We start from the raw sequence: 16,564 nt of genomic DNA on the forward strand, positions 1-16,564 counted from the left end.
CCGCTCCGCGCGCGCTGCGCCGACGCGCGCCCACATGTGGATAGGGCCGGTGGCCATGAGTCGATCACCGCATAGAGCGGCCCACGGTCAAGACAATGCCTCCGGCGGGGGATCGGCCGGCACCGGGATGACGGGGGCGCCGCCGCCGACTGCGGGTCCATAGGGGCGTGCGCGGGGAGCTTCCATCCCGTCCACCACCGACCCAGGCAGAGCCGAGCAGACGCGGTTCAGGGGCGTCAAGGTCGTTCGTACAGTGGCGCGCTCCACCTTGACGCCCCTGAACCACGCCCGCTCCACGGTGTGTGGGTCGACGGCGGACGGGATGGAAGCTGGGGCTGGTGGTGGGCTGGGGAGATAGCAAGACCAGCAGCCCTTGTTGACCTTCGAATTCAAGGCCATAACCCTGCCCCGCAGCTCCTCGCCAGTGTGTGCCAGGCCTGGAACACGTCGCGCTGCCCACAGTGGGTAATCAGCGTCGCGATCGCGCAAAGCCTCCAGATACGCAGGTGAGACGAGGAGGTTCAGTTGGCCCAGCGAGACATCCGTCACACCACAGTGGTGTCCACCTGAACAAATGGAGCGACTCTGGCACCGGGTGACGGGGCGTCAATCAGCAACGTTCCCATGGAATCGAAGGCTCCGGCTGAGAGCAGCGGCACGCAGTGCCTACCGAAAGCATGACTGTCTGTCAGCGCGGTCCCGTAACCTGATTGTCATAAGACCGCCTTCGAAGTGAAGGCGGTCTCGGCAGCTCGCGTACGGGTGCAGCCGGACGCGAGCCAGGAGTTCAAGGGAGTTCAACCTTGTCCAACGTGGACCTTACCGTGCCACCCGAAAAAGGTAACCCCCAGGGCAGCCTTTTTGATCGACTGATGCTTCTGGACCACAACGGCCAGGAGTGTTGGTCTGCTCGCGACCTTCACGCTCCCATGGGGTACGACAAGTGGGAACGCTTTGAGGTTGCCATCAACCGGGCCATGGCTGCAGCCGAGAACAGCGGACTCGACCCCCGTGATCACTTTCGAGGCGCCTCGAAAGCGATCAACGGCGGACGGTGGGGCAGACAGATGGTGTCGGACTACCGCCTCACCCGCTACGCCTGCTACCTGATCGCCATGAACGGCGATCCGCGCAAGCAGGAGATCGCAGCAGCCCAGACGTACTTCGCCGTGAAGACCCGGGAAGCCGAGGTGAGGCAGCAGCCCACAGACGTCTCCAGCCCGGAGGGCATCCTCGCTCTCGCCGAGAAGTACGTCGAGGCGGCGCGCGAACTGGTCTCGACGAAGAAGGAACTCGCGATCGCCGCACCGAAGGCAGGTAAGTGGGACGCATTCTGCGACTCCGACGGTCTCATCGACATGGCGGCCGCCGCCAAGGCTCTGAACAAGCTCACGGGCGGACTCGGGCGCACGAAGTTCATGGAGATGCTGCGCCGCGACGACATCCGCTTTCTGCAGCGTCAGAACCCCCGCCTGCCGTACGAGTGTCACACCAAGGCCGGCCGGGCCGAGGTGAAGTTCGTGGCGACGCCCAACGGGCAGTGGGTGGAACAGACGTTCTTCACCTCGAAGGGCCTCGACTGGCTCGTCGATCGGTTTGGCGGCTCGATGCTGCCAGCGGCCTGACTAGATCGCAGAGCCTCTGTCTCTTGAGGCACGGGCTCTGCGTGCGGTCGACATGGGTTGACCCGGGCAACGTACGTCACCCGGGCCTGCCTGCTTGTGGTCACACAATGTGAACGCGCTCCAAATTGCCCTGCTCGTCGCGCAGCAGCACTTCCTTGCCATCCTGCATTTGTTCGGCGAGGAAGCCATACACCTGCACAGAGCGGTTGATGACGTCCGTCTTGGACAGGCCGGTGATCCTCATCAACGTGGCGACAGCCTGCGCAGCAGTCGCGATGAGGGTCACGGTGAAGCGCTCGCTCTCGCGCACGGCTTGCACGCCGTTTGAACGAGTCACGCGCACCTTCCTCTCTGTTGTATCCCCCGACTCCTGTTCGCTGGTGGGTCTGTCTTCTGATCACGTCCCTGATCTTCTGTCAAGCGGAGGCCATGGCGCCGACGCCCTCCATCATCGCATGCACAAACCGATATTGCACCAGGTTGGTGCGTGATAGGCACCAAAATTTCGAGCTACAGGTGCGTTACGGGTCACCCCGGGAGTATGCTCATTGCCGAGAGCTCGGAACTCCCGAGCTTCGCTACTGGGGGTAGCAACCACATGACGAAGAACGCATTGCCCGTACTCACCGTCGATCACCAGGGGGATTCGCCCTAGTCAGGGTCGGTCCCGATCGCGTGGTGAGTCCCGCGGCAACCGTGGCCGATCAAGGACAGACGTCCTGCGGTCCGCTGCGTACACCGAGCTCAGGTCCGACGCTCGGTTTGCCCCATGGGACGAAAGGATCCACGAACCGTGTCGGATGTCGTCATCCCGGCAGAGTTGCCGGAGGACGAGGAACAGCCCTCGGGACAGGCCGAGGTTCGCGTCTGGACCAGTCAGGACGACCAGTCGGAGGTGCCCACATCGGGCGCTTCCGTAAGTTTCAAGATCGAGAAGCTGGGCGCGGAGGCTGGGATCGAGGTCCCACCCGAGAACGCCGGGCAGCTCATCGCGATATCCCCGCTGATGCTGGGCATGGTGAGCTCCACAGCCGGACCGATCATCCTGCTGAACACCACTGCGAGCCTGGAGATGCACTGGAGCGCGAAGTTTGCTCTTGCGCTGATCCTGGCGGTCATCCCGATCGTCTACGTACTCCTCGGCAACCGGCGCAACGAGGCCTGATCTCGGAGCGCACCCCCAGCCCCTTCTCAAGTACGTGCGCCACCCAGTGCCGGGTCCTGCGTTATGCGGGACCCGGCACTTTTGGCATCACCGGAGATCACCGGTATACCCCCAAGCAACACGAGGGGCGTCTGGCTAGCACTTCTGCAGCCCCTTCTTCGGGGTGCGGCCAGACTGCCGCGAGTGACCGAAGGGCACGGCGTCGCGGCCTTGGTTCCCGACAGACAGGCCTAAGAGGTTCAAAACCTGTGAGGACCAGATGGGACCCGCGGGGACCGGGAAGCTATAGTCGTGATGGACAAACTGTCCACCAGGTCAAAGCGTGACGATCACAGTCCGTGACACCCCACAGTTTGGCCCCACGCAACACGAGCCCGAATCCTGGCGGCAACCAGGACCGGGCCCGTGCGTGGAGTCGTTAAGCGGGTCCGGCCGACTAACCAACGGCCGGGCTCGCTTTGCTTTGCCCTACCTTCGTCCGGTGCACCACTCAACGTCAGCGCTAGCGCGCCAGCTGCTCCACACAGCCTGCGAGTGCCGTGATCGCCGTGAGGATCGCCATCAGGATCTCTACCCTCGTCGGGCGAGGTCGCTGATCACGGTCCGGCTCTTCCGGCTTTCGCAGTTCTGCCATGTCACACTTCCAGTCTGGTCGTGCTAGCCCCTGGCGTACTGGGGCCTTCGGCTCCTAGGTCCGAAGCTCGGGATGGACCGGAAGTGGACGGCACTAAGCATATCTGTCGGCGCTGACAACCACGGGTGCTCCCTGTGCAGCGCCGGCAGCGAACGGCCTTACAACGCTTCCTTGTTCACCTTGGGCGCCGCACCCGACCTATGTACTGGAGGCAAGACACTCCAGGGGAAGTTGATCCACTCGTCGGTCCGCTTCCACACGTACTCGCACTTCACCAGCGAGTGGGACTTCTCGTAGATCACGGCGCTGCGCACCTCGGCGACGGTGTCCAGGCAGAAGTCACGCACCAGCTTGAGCGTCTTGCCGGTGTCGGCGACGTCGTCCGTGATCAGCACCTTCTTGTCGGAGAAGTCGATCACGTTGGGCACGGGCGCAAGCATGACGGGCATCTCGAGGGTGGTCCCGACACCGGTGTAGAACTCGACGTTCACCAGGTGGATGTTCTTGCAGTCCAGGGCGTAGGCGAGCCCACCGGCGACGAAGACCCCGCCGCGGGCGATGCTGAGCACTATGTCGGGCTCGTAGCCGTCGTCGGCGATGGTCTGCGCGAGTTCGCGGACGGCGTGGCCGAACCGCTCGTAGGTGAGGTTCTCTCGTACGTCGCTCATGTCGGTGGTGGTGCCCCTCAGACCCGGGTCCGGTGGAAATTGAGGTAGGAACGCGAGGCGGTCGGCCCACGCTGTCCCTGGTAACGGGACCCGTAGCGTTCACTGCCGTACGGGGCCTCGGAGGGCGAGCTGAGCCGGAACATGCACAGCTGCCCGATCTTCATCCCGGGCCACAGCTTGATCGGCAAGGTGGCGAGATTCGACAGTTCGAGCGTGACATGCCCGGAGAACCCGGGGTCGATGAACCCGGCGGTGGAATGCGTCACAAGCCCCAGCCGCCCGAGGGAGCTCTTCCCCTCCAGCCGGAAGGCGAGGTCGTCGGGGACCGTGATGACCTCGTACGTACTGGCGAGCACGAACTCCCCGGGGTGCAGGATGAACGGCTCCTCCCCCTCGGGCTCGACGAGCCGGGTGAGGTCCGGCTGCTCCACGGAGGGGTCGATGTGGGGGTAGCGGTGGTTCTCGAACACCCGGAAAAAGCGGTCGAGGCGCACGTCGATGCTCGACGGCTGCACCATGGATTCGTCGAATGGATCGATCCGCACCCGCCCGGCGTCGATCTCGGCCCGGATGTCCTTGTCTGAGAGAAGCACGCCCCGAGGATACGCAAGGCGCGCGGAGCCACCACAATCAGGACGACCCCACGCGCCTGGACAGCGGTGCTGCCACCGCTTCTGCCGCTTCTACCGCTTCTGCAAGGTCACCGGCACCGCACTGCGGAGCCGGGCACACCGCGGACACCTCACGAGCCGGCCGGGACCGAGCCGCTCGGCCTGCTGCATCGGGAACGAAGCGGTGCTGAACACGTGCCCCTCGGCACAACGGACGACGGTGCGCTCCATCAAGCCCTCAAGTCCCTTCCCCAGAACCGCGTCTGGCCTTCTGCCGCCTGACGACAAAAGCCACACTACGGGATCAAAGAGACGACCCTCCAGGCGGCACTCCGGCCCCACGAGCACCCTCCCCCACGTCCCCACCGTACGCCCCAACTCCGTTCACCCGCAGCCCTCCTACCCCCCGAAACAAGCCAGGCCCCACGGCGATCAACGCCGGGGGCCAGGGATGAGGTACAGTGAGCGAGCACCGGACACCGACCGCGGTCGGCGTCTTACGCGGGTGTAGTTTAATGGTAGAACATCAGCTTCCCAAGCTGAGAGCGCGAGTTCGATTCTCGTCACCCGCTCCATGAAGAAGGCCCAGGTCGGAGACCCGGGCCTTTTTGTTGTGCGCTGCGATCACTATCCGCGTGCCGGATTCGTGCCAGATGGCTTGTCGCACCGCGTCTTGCCCAATCTCTGTTTCCGGCTGGGCACGCGAGGACGAGGGCTTGGGAGGGCGCTTCCGGAGCGGCTTGTCCTCCGGAAGCGCGGAAGGGGTTACTTGCCGACCTGGCTTTCTGCTTGATGCTTGAGGTTGTTGACCCAGTTGTGGAGGGAGTTGTCCAGGGCGGTCTGCAGGGTGGCCTCATTGGCGGTGACCGGGTCGCCGGTCCAGGATTCCTCGGTGTGGACGAGGACGCCGTCGGCGGTCGGTGTGAAGGTCCATACGTGGATGGCGGTAATGCCCTGGGCGGGGCCGCCCCAGGCCAGGCGCTTGCCGTAGTCGACCTGCTTGACGGTGGAGGTGATGTTCAGCCCCTCTGTGGTCCAGCGGAAGACGGAGCCGGGACGCAGGCGTCCGGGGGTGTCCTTGACGACGACGTCGACGTCGGGCTGCCAGGTGGGCCAGTTCTCGACGTGGGTCTGGATCTTCCAGATGGTGTGCAGGGGAGCGTGGATGAGGATGTCGTCCCGGGTGATGACCGGGGCGCCGGCGTCGATCTGCACGTCGTCGGTGTGAGCGGCGGCGCCGGCCGCGATGGTGGCGGCGGTGGTGGGCTTGTCGTCGTCGAGGGCGTGGGCGGTGCCGGTGGCGAGGAGGACAGCGCCGGCGGTGGCGGCGGCGAACTTCGTCGCGGTGAGGATGCGCATGGTCGGGGGCCTTTCATCACTGGTGGCGGTGGTTGTCCGCGGGGCAGCGGACCGGGCCGGGCCGGGAAGCGGGGGTACTTGCGGGACGGCGGAGACGGATGGTGGCGGATTGAGGCGGTGGGGGTCAGTCGGCCTGCTCAGCGCGGGTCTTCAGGCAGGAGAGCCAGGCGGTCAGGGACTGTTCCAGGGCCTGGCCGAGCTGCTGGGGGGCGGCGTCGACGGGGGCGCCGCTCCAGGACTCCTCGGTGCGGACGGTGACCTGGCTGCCGGTCTGCAGAGGGGCGGGGCTGTCCAACCCCGTCGCCGGCCCGGTTCGCCGGGGCCTCAGGAATGCCTGATGCCTGCCGACAGCGTCCTGGTCCAGGGGGCGCTCACCTCGTCGGCGCCCATGGAGGCGATGAGGTGGCACACCATGCCCAGCGCGAGGAACTCCTGGACCTGCTGCTCGCTCCCACCGGAGGCGCCGCGGACGTATTCGGCGGGTCCAGTAGTGGTCATGGTGCTATCGGTCGGTGCCGGTAGGGCTGTGGTGTCAGTCGGCGCAGGTGGTACCCGGTGCCGGCGGGGCGCGGGTGGTCAGGTGGCGATTGGTGGCGTCGCGCACGCCTGGTAGATCAGGAACATGCAGTCGTCACCTTCGCGGCTGAGGGACAGCGCGGCGGACGCGCGAACGCTGCGACCGCCGGGGGACGGATGTGTGCCGGCTTCCGCGTGGCGTCAGGCGTGCAGGACGACCTTTCCGGCGACGGTGCCGGACTCGGCCAGCCGCATCGCCTCGGCAGCCCGGGTGAGGGGCAGTTCGGCGGCGATCTGGGCGGTGATCTCACCGCGTCCGAGAGCTTCGAAGACCTCGGTGAGGTCGGCGCGCAGCCTGGCCTGGAAACGACCGCGGTTCAGGGCTCGGCCGGCCCAGACGTTGAAGAAGTAGGCGCGGCGGCGGTTGGGCAGGGCGTTCCACAGCCAAACCCGACCGAGGAGCTTGAGCACGGGCCACTGCTTGGAGCCCTCGTCGTCGCGGGTGGAGGCGGTGCCGTAGGAGACGAGGGTGCCGCCGGGTGCGAGCAGGCGCCAGGAGTCGACGATGCCACGGCCGCCGACGTGATCGAAGACGGCGTCCACGCCGCGCGGGGCGAGCTCGCGGACGCGGGCGGGGATGTCCTCGCTGCGGTAGTCGATCGGGGTCACGCCCTGTTCCCGCAGGGCGGCGTGGTGGCGCGCGGAAGCGGTGCCGATCACCTTCGCCCCGGCGGCTTGTGCGAGTTGAACCAGGACCGAGCCCACTCCCCCGTTGGCGCCGTGCACCAGGACGGTCTGCCCGGCGCGGACGCGGGCCTTGCGGTGCAGCATCTGCCAGGCCGTGATGCCGTTGATCACCACGGTCTCCGCCTGTGCCGCGCCGATCCCGTCCGGGACCGGCACCACGTCGGCGGCGTCGAGGACGACGTGGCTGGCCCAGCCGCCCACCTTCAGCAACGCGGCCACCCGGGTACCGACGAGGCCGGGACCGACTCCGTCCCCGGTCGCCAGCACGGTGCCGACCATGTCGTAGCCGGGGACGAAGGGGAAGGGCGGCTGGTCGTAGTAGCGGCCGCGGCGCATCTGCTGTTCGGCGAAGGAGACACCGGTCGCCTCCATGCGGACGACGACCTGCCCCGGCCCGGCGCTCGGGACGGCACCCCGCCGCACCTGCAGTTCCTCCGGCTCGACCTTGCCCGGCAGCACGACCTCGATCATTTCTGCGGCGTTCATGGCGACCTCCCTCGACTCCGCCAGCTTCGTTAGTGGCTGGCGCCTTCGTTAGAAGTTATAACTCGATCGCAGAGTGACAGTCAAGTGCGTTCGTAATAGGGTCTAACTCAGAGCGTGCGAGTAGTCGCTCACCCGGACCACGGGAGCCGGCGAACACGACAAGGAAGGGATGAGCACATGGCCATCGCGGGCAAGGAGACCCCACGTGAGCGCTACCGCGCCCAGCTACGCGCCGAGATCAAGCAGCACGCCTGGGAACAGATCGCCGCCGCCGGAGCGGCAGGACTGTCCCTGAACGCCATCGCCAAACAGATGGGCATGAGCGGCCCCGCGCTCTACCGGTACTTCGCCGGCCGCGACGAGCTGATCACCGAACTGATCCGCGACGCCTACCGCAGCCTCGCCGACACCATCCGCGCCACCGCCGACTCCGGCGCGGACCTGGCCGGACTGGGACACGCCCTGCGCGCCTGGGCCCTGGACGACCCTCAGCGCTACTTCCTCATCTACGGCACACCCGTCCCCGGCTACCACGCCCCCGACGACATCACCATGATCGCCTCGGAGATCATGGACGCCCTCCTCGACGCCGCCCAGCCTGGCGGCACCCCCGCCGACACCCCGGGCGACTCCCGCTTGGAGGCCCACCTCGCCGAGCACCGCGGGTGGGCAGCCAACCACCCCGCGCCCCCGGCCGCCCTGCGCCGCGCCCTGCTCTTCTGGACCCGCCTGCACGGCATACTCTCTCTGGAACTGGCAGGCCAATTCACCGGCATGGGACTCGACCCGGCCGAGCTGTACACCAGCGAATTGCGCCACCTGACCCGATAGGCACGCCTCCGCTCTCCGGCCCACAACATGCTGTGCGTGCGGTGTGCCTGTCATCCTGCGGACTGCCGGTGCGGCATCCAAGCTGCGGACACGGGTGAAACAGTCGGCATGGTCGGCTCGCATCACGCTGACCGACGTGCGGGCTACGGGTTCCCTTCCCCCCAGAGCCGGCCACCAGTCAAGATGAGGTCCTTCTCACCGAAGTCCATCTGGTCCCACGGGTCCCAACGTGAGCGCGAGTTCGATTCTCGTTCACCCGCGCTTGAAAGAAACCCCAGGTCAGTGGCCTGGGGTTGTTTGTTGTCCGGTCAGTCGGCTCTCCGCCGTTCCCTGAATCGGGCGGCGGCCGCGGCGAGATCCACGATCGGGGCGGGGTAGTCCAGGCCCGCACGGGCGGCTGCGTCGAGGTGGGGGACGCGGTGGACCGCGGTGGCGTCGAGGTGGCGGAGCTCGGGGAGCCAGCGGCGTACGTACTCCCCCTGGGGGTCGTACCGGCGTGCCTGGACGAGTGGGTTGAGGACCCGGTTCGGGCGGGTGTCCGTGCCGGTCCCGGCGACCCACTGCCAGTTGAGCTGGTTGTTCGCCACATCGCCGTCGACCAGGAGGTCCAGGAAGTGGCGGGCTCCCGCCCTCCAGTCCACGTACAACGTCTTGGTGAGAAAGCTTGCCGCGAGCAGGCGGGCCCGGCCCGGCATCCAGCCCTCGTGGCTCAGCTGTCGCATCGCGGCGTCGACGACGGGGTAGCCCGTGCGGCCGTCCTGCCAGGCTTCGAACTCCTTCGCGGCGGGGCACCAGCGGTCGTGTCGGGGGCGGTAGTCGTGGTCGGCCGCGTCGGGGCGAGCCGCCAGGACCTGGTGGTGGAAGTCCCGCCAGGCGAGCTGGCGGAGGAAGGCATGCGCCCCGGGGTTGTCCTGCGCGCGGGCCCGGTGCAGCAGTTCGACGGGTGAGAGACAGCCGAAGTGCAGGTAGGGGGAGAGCCGGGAGGTCGCGTCGGCGGCCAGGTCGTCGTGCCGGTCGCCGTATGCGGACAGCGGGCCCGCCAGCCATGACCGCAGCCTGCGACGGGCCTCGGATTCCCCGCCGGGGGGCAGGCCCGGCGACGTGGAGCCCGACGCGAGGGACTCCGCGCAAGGAAGGCCGGCCGAGCCTACGTCCGGCAGCCGTACGGCGTCCGGTGGCGGCACGACGCCGCGCACGGAGAAGCTCCCCCATCGGCGGAAGTACGGGGTGAAGACGGCGAAGTGGTTCCTGTCCTTGCCCGCGGGTGTCAGGGCCCCCGGCGGTACGACCGTCAACGAGGCTTCGTGGACACGTAGTTCGCGTCTGCCGCTCTCCAGCTCCGCGCGCAGCCGGTCCTCGCGCCGTGCCGCGTAGCGGCTCACCCCGCCCGCGAGGTGCACCACGGCGGCCCCGGTCTCCGCCGCCACCCGGCAGGTCTCCTCGACCACGTCGCCGACGCGCACCACCAGCCGACCGCCCCGAGCCCGCAGGGCCGCGTCCAGGTCGGCCAGACTGTCGGCGAGGAACGCCGCGCGGTTGGGTCCGGCGAAGCCGGTGCGGCGGATGCCGGTGTCGACGACGAAGAGCGGGACCACACGTTCCGAGTCCTTCAGAGCGGCCTGGAGGACCGGATTGTCGTGCACCCGCAGGTCGGCGGTGAACAGGGCGACCGAGACGCGCACGGTTCCTCGAGACCTCTCAGTGAGTACGGGCCGGTTCAGGGGCGGCCGATTCGGCCGCTGCGGCGATGTTGCGAGCCATGCCGCCGAAGACCGCGGCGTGGAAGGGGGCCACGCCCCACCAGTAGGCGTGCCCGGCCAGACCGTGCGGATGGAACAGGGCCCGCTGCCGGTACACCGTGCGCCCCTGCTGATCCCGGTCGACAGCCATCTCCAGCCAGGCCAGACCGGGCAGCCGCATCTCCGCGCGCAACCGCAGCAGCCGGCCCGGCTCGATCTCCTCCACTCGCCAGAAGTCCAGGCTGTCGCCGACCCGCAGCCGGGTCGCGTCTCGGCGGCCCCGGCGCAGACCGACACCGCCCACCAGGGTGTCCAGCCAGCCCCGCAGGGACCAGGCCAGCGGCGAGGAGTACCAGCCGTTCTCGCCGCCGATCGCCTCCACCACCCGCCACAGGGCCTGCGGCGACGCAGCGACCGTGCGCTCGCGGTGATCCGTGTAGAGGCTTCCGCCCGCCCAGTCGGGGTCGGTGGGCAGCGGGTCGCTGGGGGCACGGGGAGTCGAGGCCGAGGACCACCTGGTGGCAACGTCCGCGTCCTGCACGCGCCGCAGAGCCAGCCCGATCGCCCGGTCGAGGGTGACCGGTCCCTCCGGCGGGTCCGGCACGTAACGGACGATGTCCCGCTCGGCGCACACCACCTCGTGCTTCAGCGACTCGACCAGCGGGCGCGCGAGGGCGCCCGGCACCGGGGTGACCAGACCGACCCAGAGACTGGACAGTCGGGGGGTGAGCAGCGGAACGGGGACGATGACGCGTTTCGGCAGCCCGGCGACGACGGCGTACCGCCGCATCATCTCCTCGTACGTGACGATGTCCGGTCCGCCGATGTCGAAGGCGCGATTCACGTCGTACGGCAGCCTCGCACCTCCCACGAGGAAGCGCAGCACGTCGCGGACGGCGATGGGCTGGATGCGGGTGCGCACCCAGCTCGGGGTCACCATCACGGGCAGCCGCTCGGTCAGATACCGCAGCATCTCGAACGAGGCCGAACCCGACCCGATGATCACGGCCGCCCGCAGTACCGCCGTCGGCACGCCCGAGCCCAGGAGGATGCGGCCCACTTCGGCGCGGGACCGCAGATGGGCCGAGAGTGCGTGCTCGGGTACTCCGGAAGGGCTCAGACCGCCGAGGTAGACGATCCGACGGATTCCGGCGGCACGCGCCTGTGCACCGAAGATCGTGGCCGCGCGCCGGTCGGTCTCCTCGAAGTTCCGACCGGTGCCCAGCGCGTGCACCAGGTAGTACGCGACGTCCATGCCCTCCATGGCCGCGCGCACGGCCCCCGCGTCCGTGACGTCCCCGCGCACGGCCTCCGCCTGCCCGGCCCACGGATGGTCCCGCAGCTTGCCGGGCGAGCGGGCCAGGCAGCGTACGGAATGCCCGGCGGCCAGCAACTCCGGCACCAGCCGTCCGCCCAGGTAACCGGTGGCGCCGGTGACCAGACAGCGCAGCGGCCGGTCGTCGCCGGTCACGCCGACCGCACCCGTGCCTGTCGACTGCGCCTTGTCCGGCGACGGCCGGCGGACCGGAGCGCAGGAAACGTCATGGCTCTCATGTCCTCCCGGGACGTGCCTTCTGATGTGCTCTGCCGCTGTTCCCCTCAGCCCATGCTTGGGGCCGAGGACGGGCACCGCAACCTCGCCGCTCCCGGCCGGAGGGTGGTGACAACGGGGTCGGCGCACACCTGGGTGCCGACCGAGGACCCACCGCGGACCCCCGTTTGCGAAGTGATCGCGAGTCGTCGCGCTTTTGACCGGTGGGAATTCTTATTCGGCATCGCACGGCACCCGCACGACTCGCAAAAATCTGTAAGGGGACGGTAGACAATCGGTCATGGCCGCCGGCTTTGGTTCTCTTCGTCGACCATCCGGCGAACCTGCGTACTTGCGGCCGTAAGCAACTCGAGACGCCCCGGGTCGGCATTCTCCCGAAGGGCTAGAAACATGCGCATGGTGATGGGGTCCCCGTTCAGCGGGAGCAGCGCGACCCGGCGGGAGGAGACCATGGGGGCCGCCGTCGGGTACATCAGCGTCCAGCAGGCGGCACCCGCGCCGATCTCGGCGAGCGTTTCCTGGAGCCGGGTGAAGGGCGGCCCGAGGACCGGCTCGAAGCCGGCCTTCCGGCAGGCGGTGACGACGGCATCGAAGAGCACCGGGTTCTCGGTGCGGGCGGCGATGCGCAACGGCAGCTCCGCGAGGTCGGCCAGGTCCAGCGGGTCGCGCCCGGCCAGCGGGTGCGCGGCGGGCAGTGCGACCACCAGGGGGTCGTGCCAGAGGGTGAGAAGCCGCAGGCCGGGGGCGCTTTCGACACCGCGGACGAAGGCCGCGTCCAGCCGCCCGGCACGCACCTCCTCCAGGCGGGTGTGGGCGTCCAGGGTCTGGAACTCGAAGCGGGTGCCGTCGCCACGGCCGGGCAGCGCGTCCAGGAAGTCGTCGAGGCGCTCACCCAGGGCGGAGCTGATGCCGACCCGGAACGTGGCCTCGCTCTGCTCGGCGAGGCGCTCGGCCTTGGCCGCGAAGGAGTCCATGGCCCGCAGCAGTTCGCGCGCCTCGGGCAGCAGGGCCTGGCCGACGGGGGTGAGGGTGACGGTGCGGCCGGAGCGGTCGAAGAGCCGCGTGCGCAGTTCGCGCTCCAGGCGGCGCACCTGCTGGCTGACCGCGGGCTGGCCGATGTGCAACCGCTCGGCCGCCCTGCCGAAATGCAACTCCTCCGCGACGGCGACGAAGTACTGAATCTGACGCAGTTCCACGGAATCCCCCTGTCTCTCCAGGCGACTCCATTCGTTGAATTCGAGATCTTTCAATCTCCGGGATCGCCGCAGGGGAATCCAAGCACACCGAGAGGCGACACCCGCAACCGGGCGGGGTTGCTATCCCGATTCGTGCATTCTTGGTTACTCGACCGCAGTTCTGTGCAATTCCCTGGACCGGTTCCCCGCGCCACGGGTGTCGTCGCCCGCCTCGCAGGCACCGATGACTCGACCCGGACACGGCGACTGAGGGGAGCGGCCGACCGTCGCCGGCCGCGGCTCATGGCGACCTGGCGGCCCGCGGGGTCAGCGCCTGGCGGCGCGGGCCGCCAACGTCTCGCCGGCGATCGACCAGCTGTCCGGGGCGATCTCCTGCACGGTCACCCACACGCTCTCCGGCTTGCTGCCGGTGGCCTTCACATAGGCGTCGGTCAACTCTCGGACCAGTTCGGCCTTCTGCTCGGCGGTCTTGCCGGGGGTCTGCTGCACGTGGATGAGAGGCATCACGTTCTCCGGGGGTGAGGCTGGACTGGTCGCGCACGGTCCGGGGCCACTGGGCCGGGGAGCCGTCCTGGACCAAGTCCAGCACCGGGCCCCAGGCCGTCCAAGACGCAATCCGATCTGGCACCGATCACGAATCGTGATGGGTCACCGGGGTCGGAGACCTGGGACATGGTGACGTCAACGTCCCCGGACGGGGACGTACATCAGCGTCTCTGTCCGGCTGTCCCACCAGTCGACGACCGCAGCCGGAGCAGGCCCGGATCGAACTCCTGAAGCGGTGTCGTAGATCATGCGCGGGGCCGCTGATGAGCTCAGTGGCAGCCTTGCCCCTCAGGCCGTGGCTTCAGATCCCACCCTCTGTCGGCACGCGGAACACCGGGCCTCGGGCACCCAGTCGCCCGGGTACGGTCTGCCACAGGTCCGTGCCGTTCGCCCGCTCCCATTTCGCGGTCGCCCGGGACTGCGCCCACTGGGCGACGGCCACCGGAACCAGCATGAGGGGCGGCATCAGCTGATGCGATGCCAGGCCGATGAGCATCATCCAGCAGACCACTCCGCCCACGAATCCGGCCGTGCGCCGTAGCGACAGCCGCTGCGCCGCGTCCTGGTCGGTGTGCGGTCGTTCTCCGGCGCTGTCGATCCGCACGGCATGCTCGAACGTTCGGCGCAGCCGGGCGGGGAGGCGGAGGCGCAGCGGCAGTAGCACCAGCGACACAAGAGCCACCGCAACTGCTCCCACCAGGAGAGCCTCCAGCCGGTGAGCCGTCCCGATCAAGGCCAGCAGCAACACTTCGGACAGCACTGCGCCCGCGCCCATCATCAGTGCGGACGTCTGCTGGAAGTACACCACCCTTATCAGCCCGGGTCTGGCGTCCTCGGTCATCGTCCCAGCTCTCTGCCCGTACACCCGCACGGGCAGAGACGATCCAACGCCGGGTGGAACGCGGCGTCAACAGGCCACGTGTCAGAACATCGTCAAGACTGTCGGGCCCACCGGCGGATCACGCCGACTCGCCGGAGCCGCGACCTCGGTCAGCACATCCGCACGCCTTCCACACAACCAACACGCCTGTCATACAATCCGATCCTCGCAAGGCAACTGAATCGTTTTTCAGTACGCCGGCACACAACTTGAACAGTGGGGGGCCATTGTCCAGTTCGCGCGCGCACAGCAGATCGCGCCGTTCCCGCCTGCTCGGCTGCACCGCCTTCGCGGTGGCGGCAGGCATGTTCCTCAGCACACCGGCGCTCGCCGCTGACAAGCCGTCGCCGCTGGTGAAGGTGCCGACTCCCAAGTCCGCACTGCCCCAGGCCGACCGGCCGAAGCCGCAGTCGCGGTTCGGGGCGAGCACGGCTGCCGACGCCGCCGGGCCTCAGTTCGACGTGGACGGCGACGGCGTCACCGACAACCTCGTCCGGCTCATGGACGGCAGCACCTACGCCTGGCTCAGCACCACGGGCGACTTCACGCCGTACACGATCAACACGTACGACTACGACGAGACGTCCAAGGACATCCTGACGCCCGGCAACCTCGACGTCACCGGCGGACCGGAGATCCTCACCCTCTCCGCGACCGGCACCCTGGCGCTGTACCAGAGCTGGGGATCGGACGGCACGGGGTACGCCACCTGGAGCGGCCAGGGCTGGCAGATCTACAACAAGGTCTTCGCGCCCGGGGACGTGACCGGCGACGGCAAGCCCGACCTGTTCGCCCGCACCTACGACGGCAGCCTGTACCTCTACACGGGCACGGGCAACGTGAGCAACCCGTTCCGCGCGCGGGTCCTGGTGGGCGGCGGCTGGTCGATGTTCGACCAGCTGGTCGGCGCCGGTGACATGAACGGCGACGGGATCGGCGATGTCGTCGCCCGCACGCCCGCCGGCGACCTGTACTTCTACGCGGGCCGGGGCAACACCACCGCTCCGCTCGCGACCCGGGTCAAGATCGGCAGCGGCTGGAACACCTACAACCAGATCGTCGCCGCCTACGACTGGAACGGCGACGGACTCGGCGACCTGCTCGGCCGCACCGCCTCCGGTGCCCTGTACTACTACAGGGCCAACGGATCGGGGAACTTCCTCGCACGCCAGCAGGTCGGCACCGGCTTCGAGCCCATCAACCTCTTCGCGGGCAGCGGCGCCAACCCGCAGTTCGGCAAGAACTCGCTGATCGGGCGGAACACTTCAGGCACGCTCTACTGGTACGGCGTGCAGAACAACGGCCAGTTCACCGCCCGCCAGCAGGCCAGCGCCGACGGCGGCTTCGCCGGCGCCCGCCTGGCCTACGCCTCCTCCCTCGACAAGGACACCTACGCGGACCTGATCGAGCAGTGGAACGGGTCCGTCTACAACTCCTCCACCGGCGAGCCCATGGCCGGCGGCTGGGGCGGGTACAACCTCTTCCTCGGCCCGGGCGACCTCAACGGTGACGGCAAGGGTGACCTCCTCGCCCGGGACGGCTCCGGCAACCTGTACCTCCTGCGCGGCAAGGGCGACGGCGCATCCCTCGCCTCGCCGCTCAGGATCGGCGCCGGCTGGAACGCCTACAACACCCTGGTGGGCGCGGGCGACTTCACCGGGGACGGTCGTGCCGACATCGTCGCCCGCACGCCGTCCGGCACCCTGTACCTCTACCGCGGTACCGGCAACAGTTCGGCGCCGTTCGCCGCCAAGACGAAGATCGGCACCGGCTGGCAGCAGTACAACAAGCTGGCCTCCCCCGGCGACATCGACGGGGACAACCGCGCCGACCTGGTCGCGGTCAACTCCAAGGGCGAGCTGTACCGCTACTCCTCCTACGGACAGGGGAAGTTCAAGACCAGGGCGAAGCTGGGCACCGGCTGGAGCACCTACAACACCCTGTACTGACACACCCGGTCCGGTGCCGTCGCCCGACAGCCCGGCACCGAAGAACAGGGGCTTCCCCCG

Annotated in this window: 16 protein-coding genes and 1 tRNA gene; 5 read left to right on the plus strand and 12 right to left on the minus strand. The window is 68.4% G+C overall.

What is annotated here, in order from left to right; all coding sequences use genetic code 11:
- Positions 1-812: 812 nt before the first annotated feature.
- Complete coding sequence (locus tag IE318_RS08995) at positions 813-1,625, plus strand: phage antirepressor KilAC domain-containing protein (RefSeq protein WP_229903417.1); 813 nt, start codon at positions 813-815, stop codon at positions 1,623-1,625.
- A gap of 100 nt (positions 1,626-1,725) precedes the next feature.
- Here the strand turns inward: IE318_RS08995 and IE318_RS09000 are convergent, their stop codons facing one another.
- Complete coding sequence (locus IE318_RS09000; RefSeq protein ID WP_189898382.1) at positions 1,726-1,962, minus strand: hypothetical protein; 237 nt, start codon at positions 1,960-1,962, stop codon at positions 1,726-1,728.
- Between the two features lie 456 nt (positions 1,963-2,418).
- Between IE318_RS09000 and IE318_RS09005 the strand changes: the two genes are divergently transcribed.
- Entirely contained in the window at positions 2,419-2,790 is a 372-nt protein-coding gene (locus IE318_RS09005) for a hypothetical protein (protein WP_189898384.1), read from the plus strand.
- Positions 2,791-3,582: 792 nt separating this feature from the next.
- Here the strand turns inward: IE318_RS09005 and IE318_RS09010 are convergent.
- Together IE318_RS09010 and dcd are read right to left on the minus strand one after the other, a co-directional pair.
- Complete coding sequence (locus IE318_RS09010) at positions 3,583-4,092, minus strand: phosphoribosyltransferase (protein ID WP_189898386.1); 510 nt, start codon at positions 4,090-4,092, stop codon at positions 3,583-3,585.
- Positions 4,093-4,109: 17 nt separating this feature from the next.
- Positions 4,110-4,685 (minus strand): dCTP deaminase, encoded by a 576-nt coding sequence (gene dcd, locus IE318_RS09015; protein ID WP_189898388.1) that lies wholly within the window; start codon positions 4,683-4,685, stop codon positions 4,110-4,112.
- A 519-nt stretch (positions 4,686-5,204) separates the two neighbouring features.
- On the opposite strand from dcd, the gene IE318_RS09020 reads away from it, so the two are divergent.
- Positions 5,205-5,278, plus strand: a tRNA-Gly gene (locus IE318_RS09020).
- 190 nt (positions 5,279-5,468) lie between these two features.
- Here the strand turns inward: IE318_RS09020 and IE318_RS09025 are convergent.
- From IE318_RS09025 to IE318_RS09040, 4 genes are all read right to left on the minus strand, one after another.
- Positions 5,469-6,062: an SRPBCC family protein gene (locus IE318_RS09025; protein ID WP_189898393.1), complete on the minus strand. Its 594-nt coding sequence runs from the start codon at positions 6,060-6,062 to the stop codon at positions 5,469-5,471.
- Between the two features lie 124 nt (positions 6,063-6,186).
- Positions 6,187-6,357, minus strand: a complete 171-nt coding sequence (locus tag IE318_RS09030; protein ID WP_189898394.1) for an SRPBCC family protein — start codon at positions 6,355-6,357, stop codon at positions 6,187-6,189.
- 29 nt (positions 6,358-6,386) lie between these two features.
- Positions 6,387-6,560: a hypothetical protein gene (locus IE318_RS09035; protein WP_189898397.1), complete on the minus strand. Its 174-nt coding sequence runs from the start codon at positions 6,558-6,560 to the stop codon at positions 6,387-6,389.
- A 219-nt stretch (positions 6,561-6,779) separates the two neighbouring features.
- Positions 6,780-7,811 carry a medium chain dehydrogenase/reductase family protein gene (locus IE318_RS09040; protein WP_189898399.1) on the minus strand — a complete coding sequence of 344 codons (1,032 nt, stop codon included), beginning with the start codon at positions 7,809-7,811 and terminating at the stop codon, positions 6,780-6,782.
- Between the two features lie 177 nt (positions 7,812-7,988).
- Between IE318_RS09040 and IE318_RS09045 the strand changes: the two genes are divergently transcribed.
- Positions 7,989-8,642, plus strand: a complete 654-nt coding sequence (locus IE318_RS09045; RefSeq protein ID WP_189898401.1) for a TetR/AcrR family transcriptional regulator — start codon at positions 7,989-7,991, stop codon at positions 8,640-8,642.
- Positions 8,643-8,950: 308 nt separating this feature from the next.
- Here the strand turns inward: IE318_RS09045 and IE318_RS09050 are convergent, their stop codons facing one another.
- The 5 genes from IE318_RS09050 to IE318_RS09070 form a co-directional block, all read right to left on the minus strand.
- Entirely contained in the window at positions 8,951-10,324 is a 1,374-nt protein-coding gene (locus IE318_RS09050; RefSeq protein ID WP_189898403.1) for a cryptochrome/photolyase family protein, read from the minus strand.
- Positions 10,325-10,340: 16 nt separating this feature from the next.
- Positions 10,341-11,852: an SDR family oxidoreductase gene (locus IE318_RS09055; RefSeq protein ID WP_189898406.1), complete on the minus strand. Its 1,512-nt coding sequence runs from the start codon at positions 11,850-11,852 to the stop codon at positions 10,341-10,343.
- A gap of 359 nt (positions 11,853-12,211) precedes the next feature.
- The gene (locus IE318_RS09060; RefSeq protein WP_189898408.1) at positions 12,212-13,129 is read right to left on the minus strand and encodes a LysR family transcriptional regulator; all 918 of its coding nucleotides are present in this window, start codon (positions 13,127-13,129) and stop codon (positions 12,212-12,214) included.
- A 306-nt stretch (positions 13,130-13,435) separates the two neighbouring features.
- On the minus strand, positions 13,436-13,633 hold the full coding sequence (locus IE318_RS09065; RefSeq protein WP_189898410.1) for a tautomerase family protein: 198 nt from the start codon (positions 13,631-13,633) through the stop codon (positions 13,436-13,438).
- A gap of 343 nt (positions 13,634-13,976) precedes the next feature.
- The gene (locus tag IE318_RS09070; RefSeq protein WP_189898412.1) at positions 13,977-14,516 is read right to left on the minus strand and encodes a hypothetical protein; all 540 of its coding nucleotides are present in this window, start codon (positions 14,514-14,516) and stop codon (positions 13,977-13,979) included.
- 266 nt (positions 14,517-14,782) lie between these two features.
- Here IE318_RS09070 and IE318_RS09075 point away from each other — a divergent pair, with 266 nt between their 5' ends.
- Positions 14,783-16,504: an FG-GAP repeat domain-containing protein gene (locus IE318_RS09075; RefSeq protein WP_189898414.1), complete on the plus strand. Its 1,722-nt coding sequence runs from the start codon at positions 14,783-14,785 to the stop codon at positions 16,502-16,504.
- The last annotated feature ends 60 nt before the right edge of the window (positions 16,505-16,564 follow it).

The organism is Streptomyces spiralis (genome assembly GCF_014654675.1).
In the GTDB taxonomy this organism is placed as follows: Bacteria; Actinomycetota; Actinomycetes; order Streptomycetales; family Streptomycetaceae; genus Streptomyces; species Streptomyces spiralis.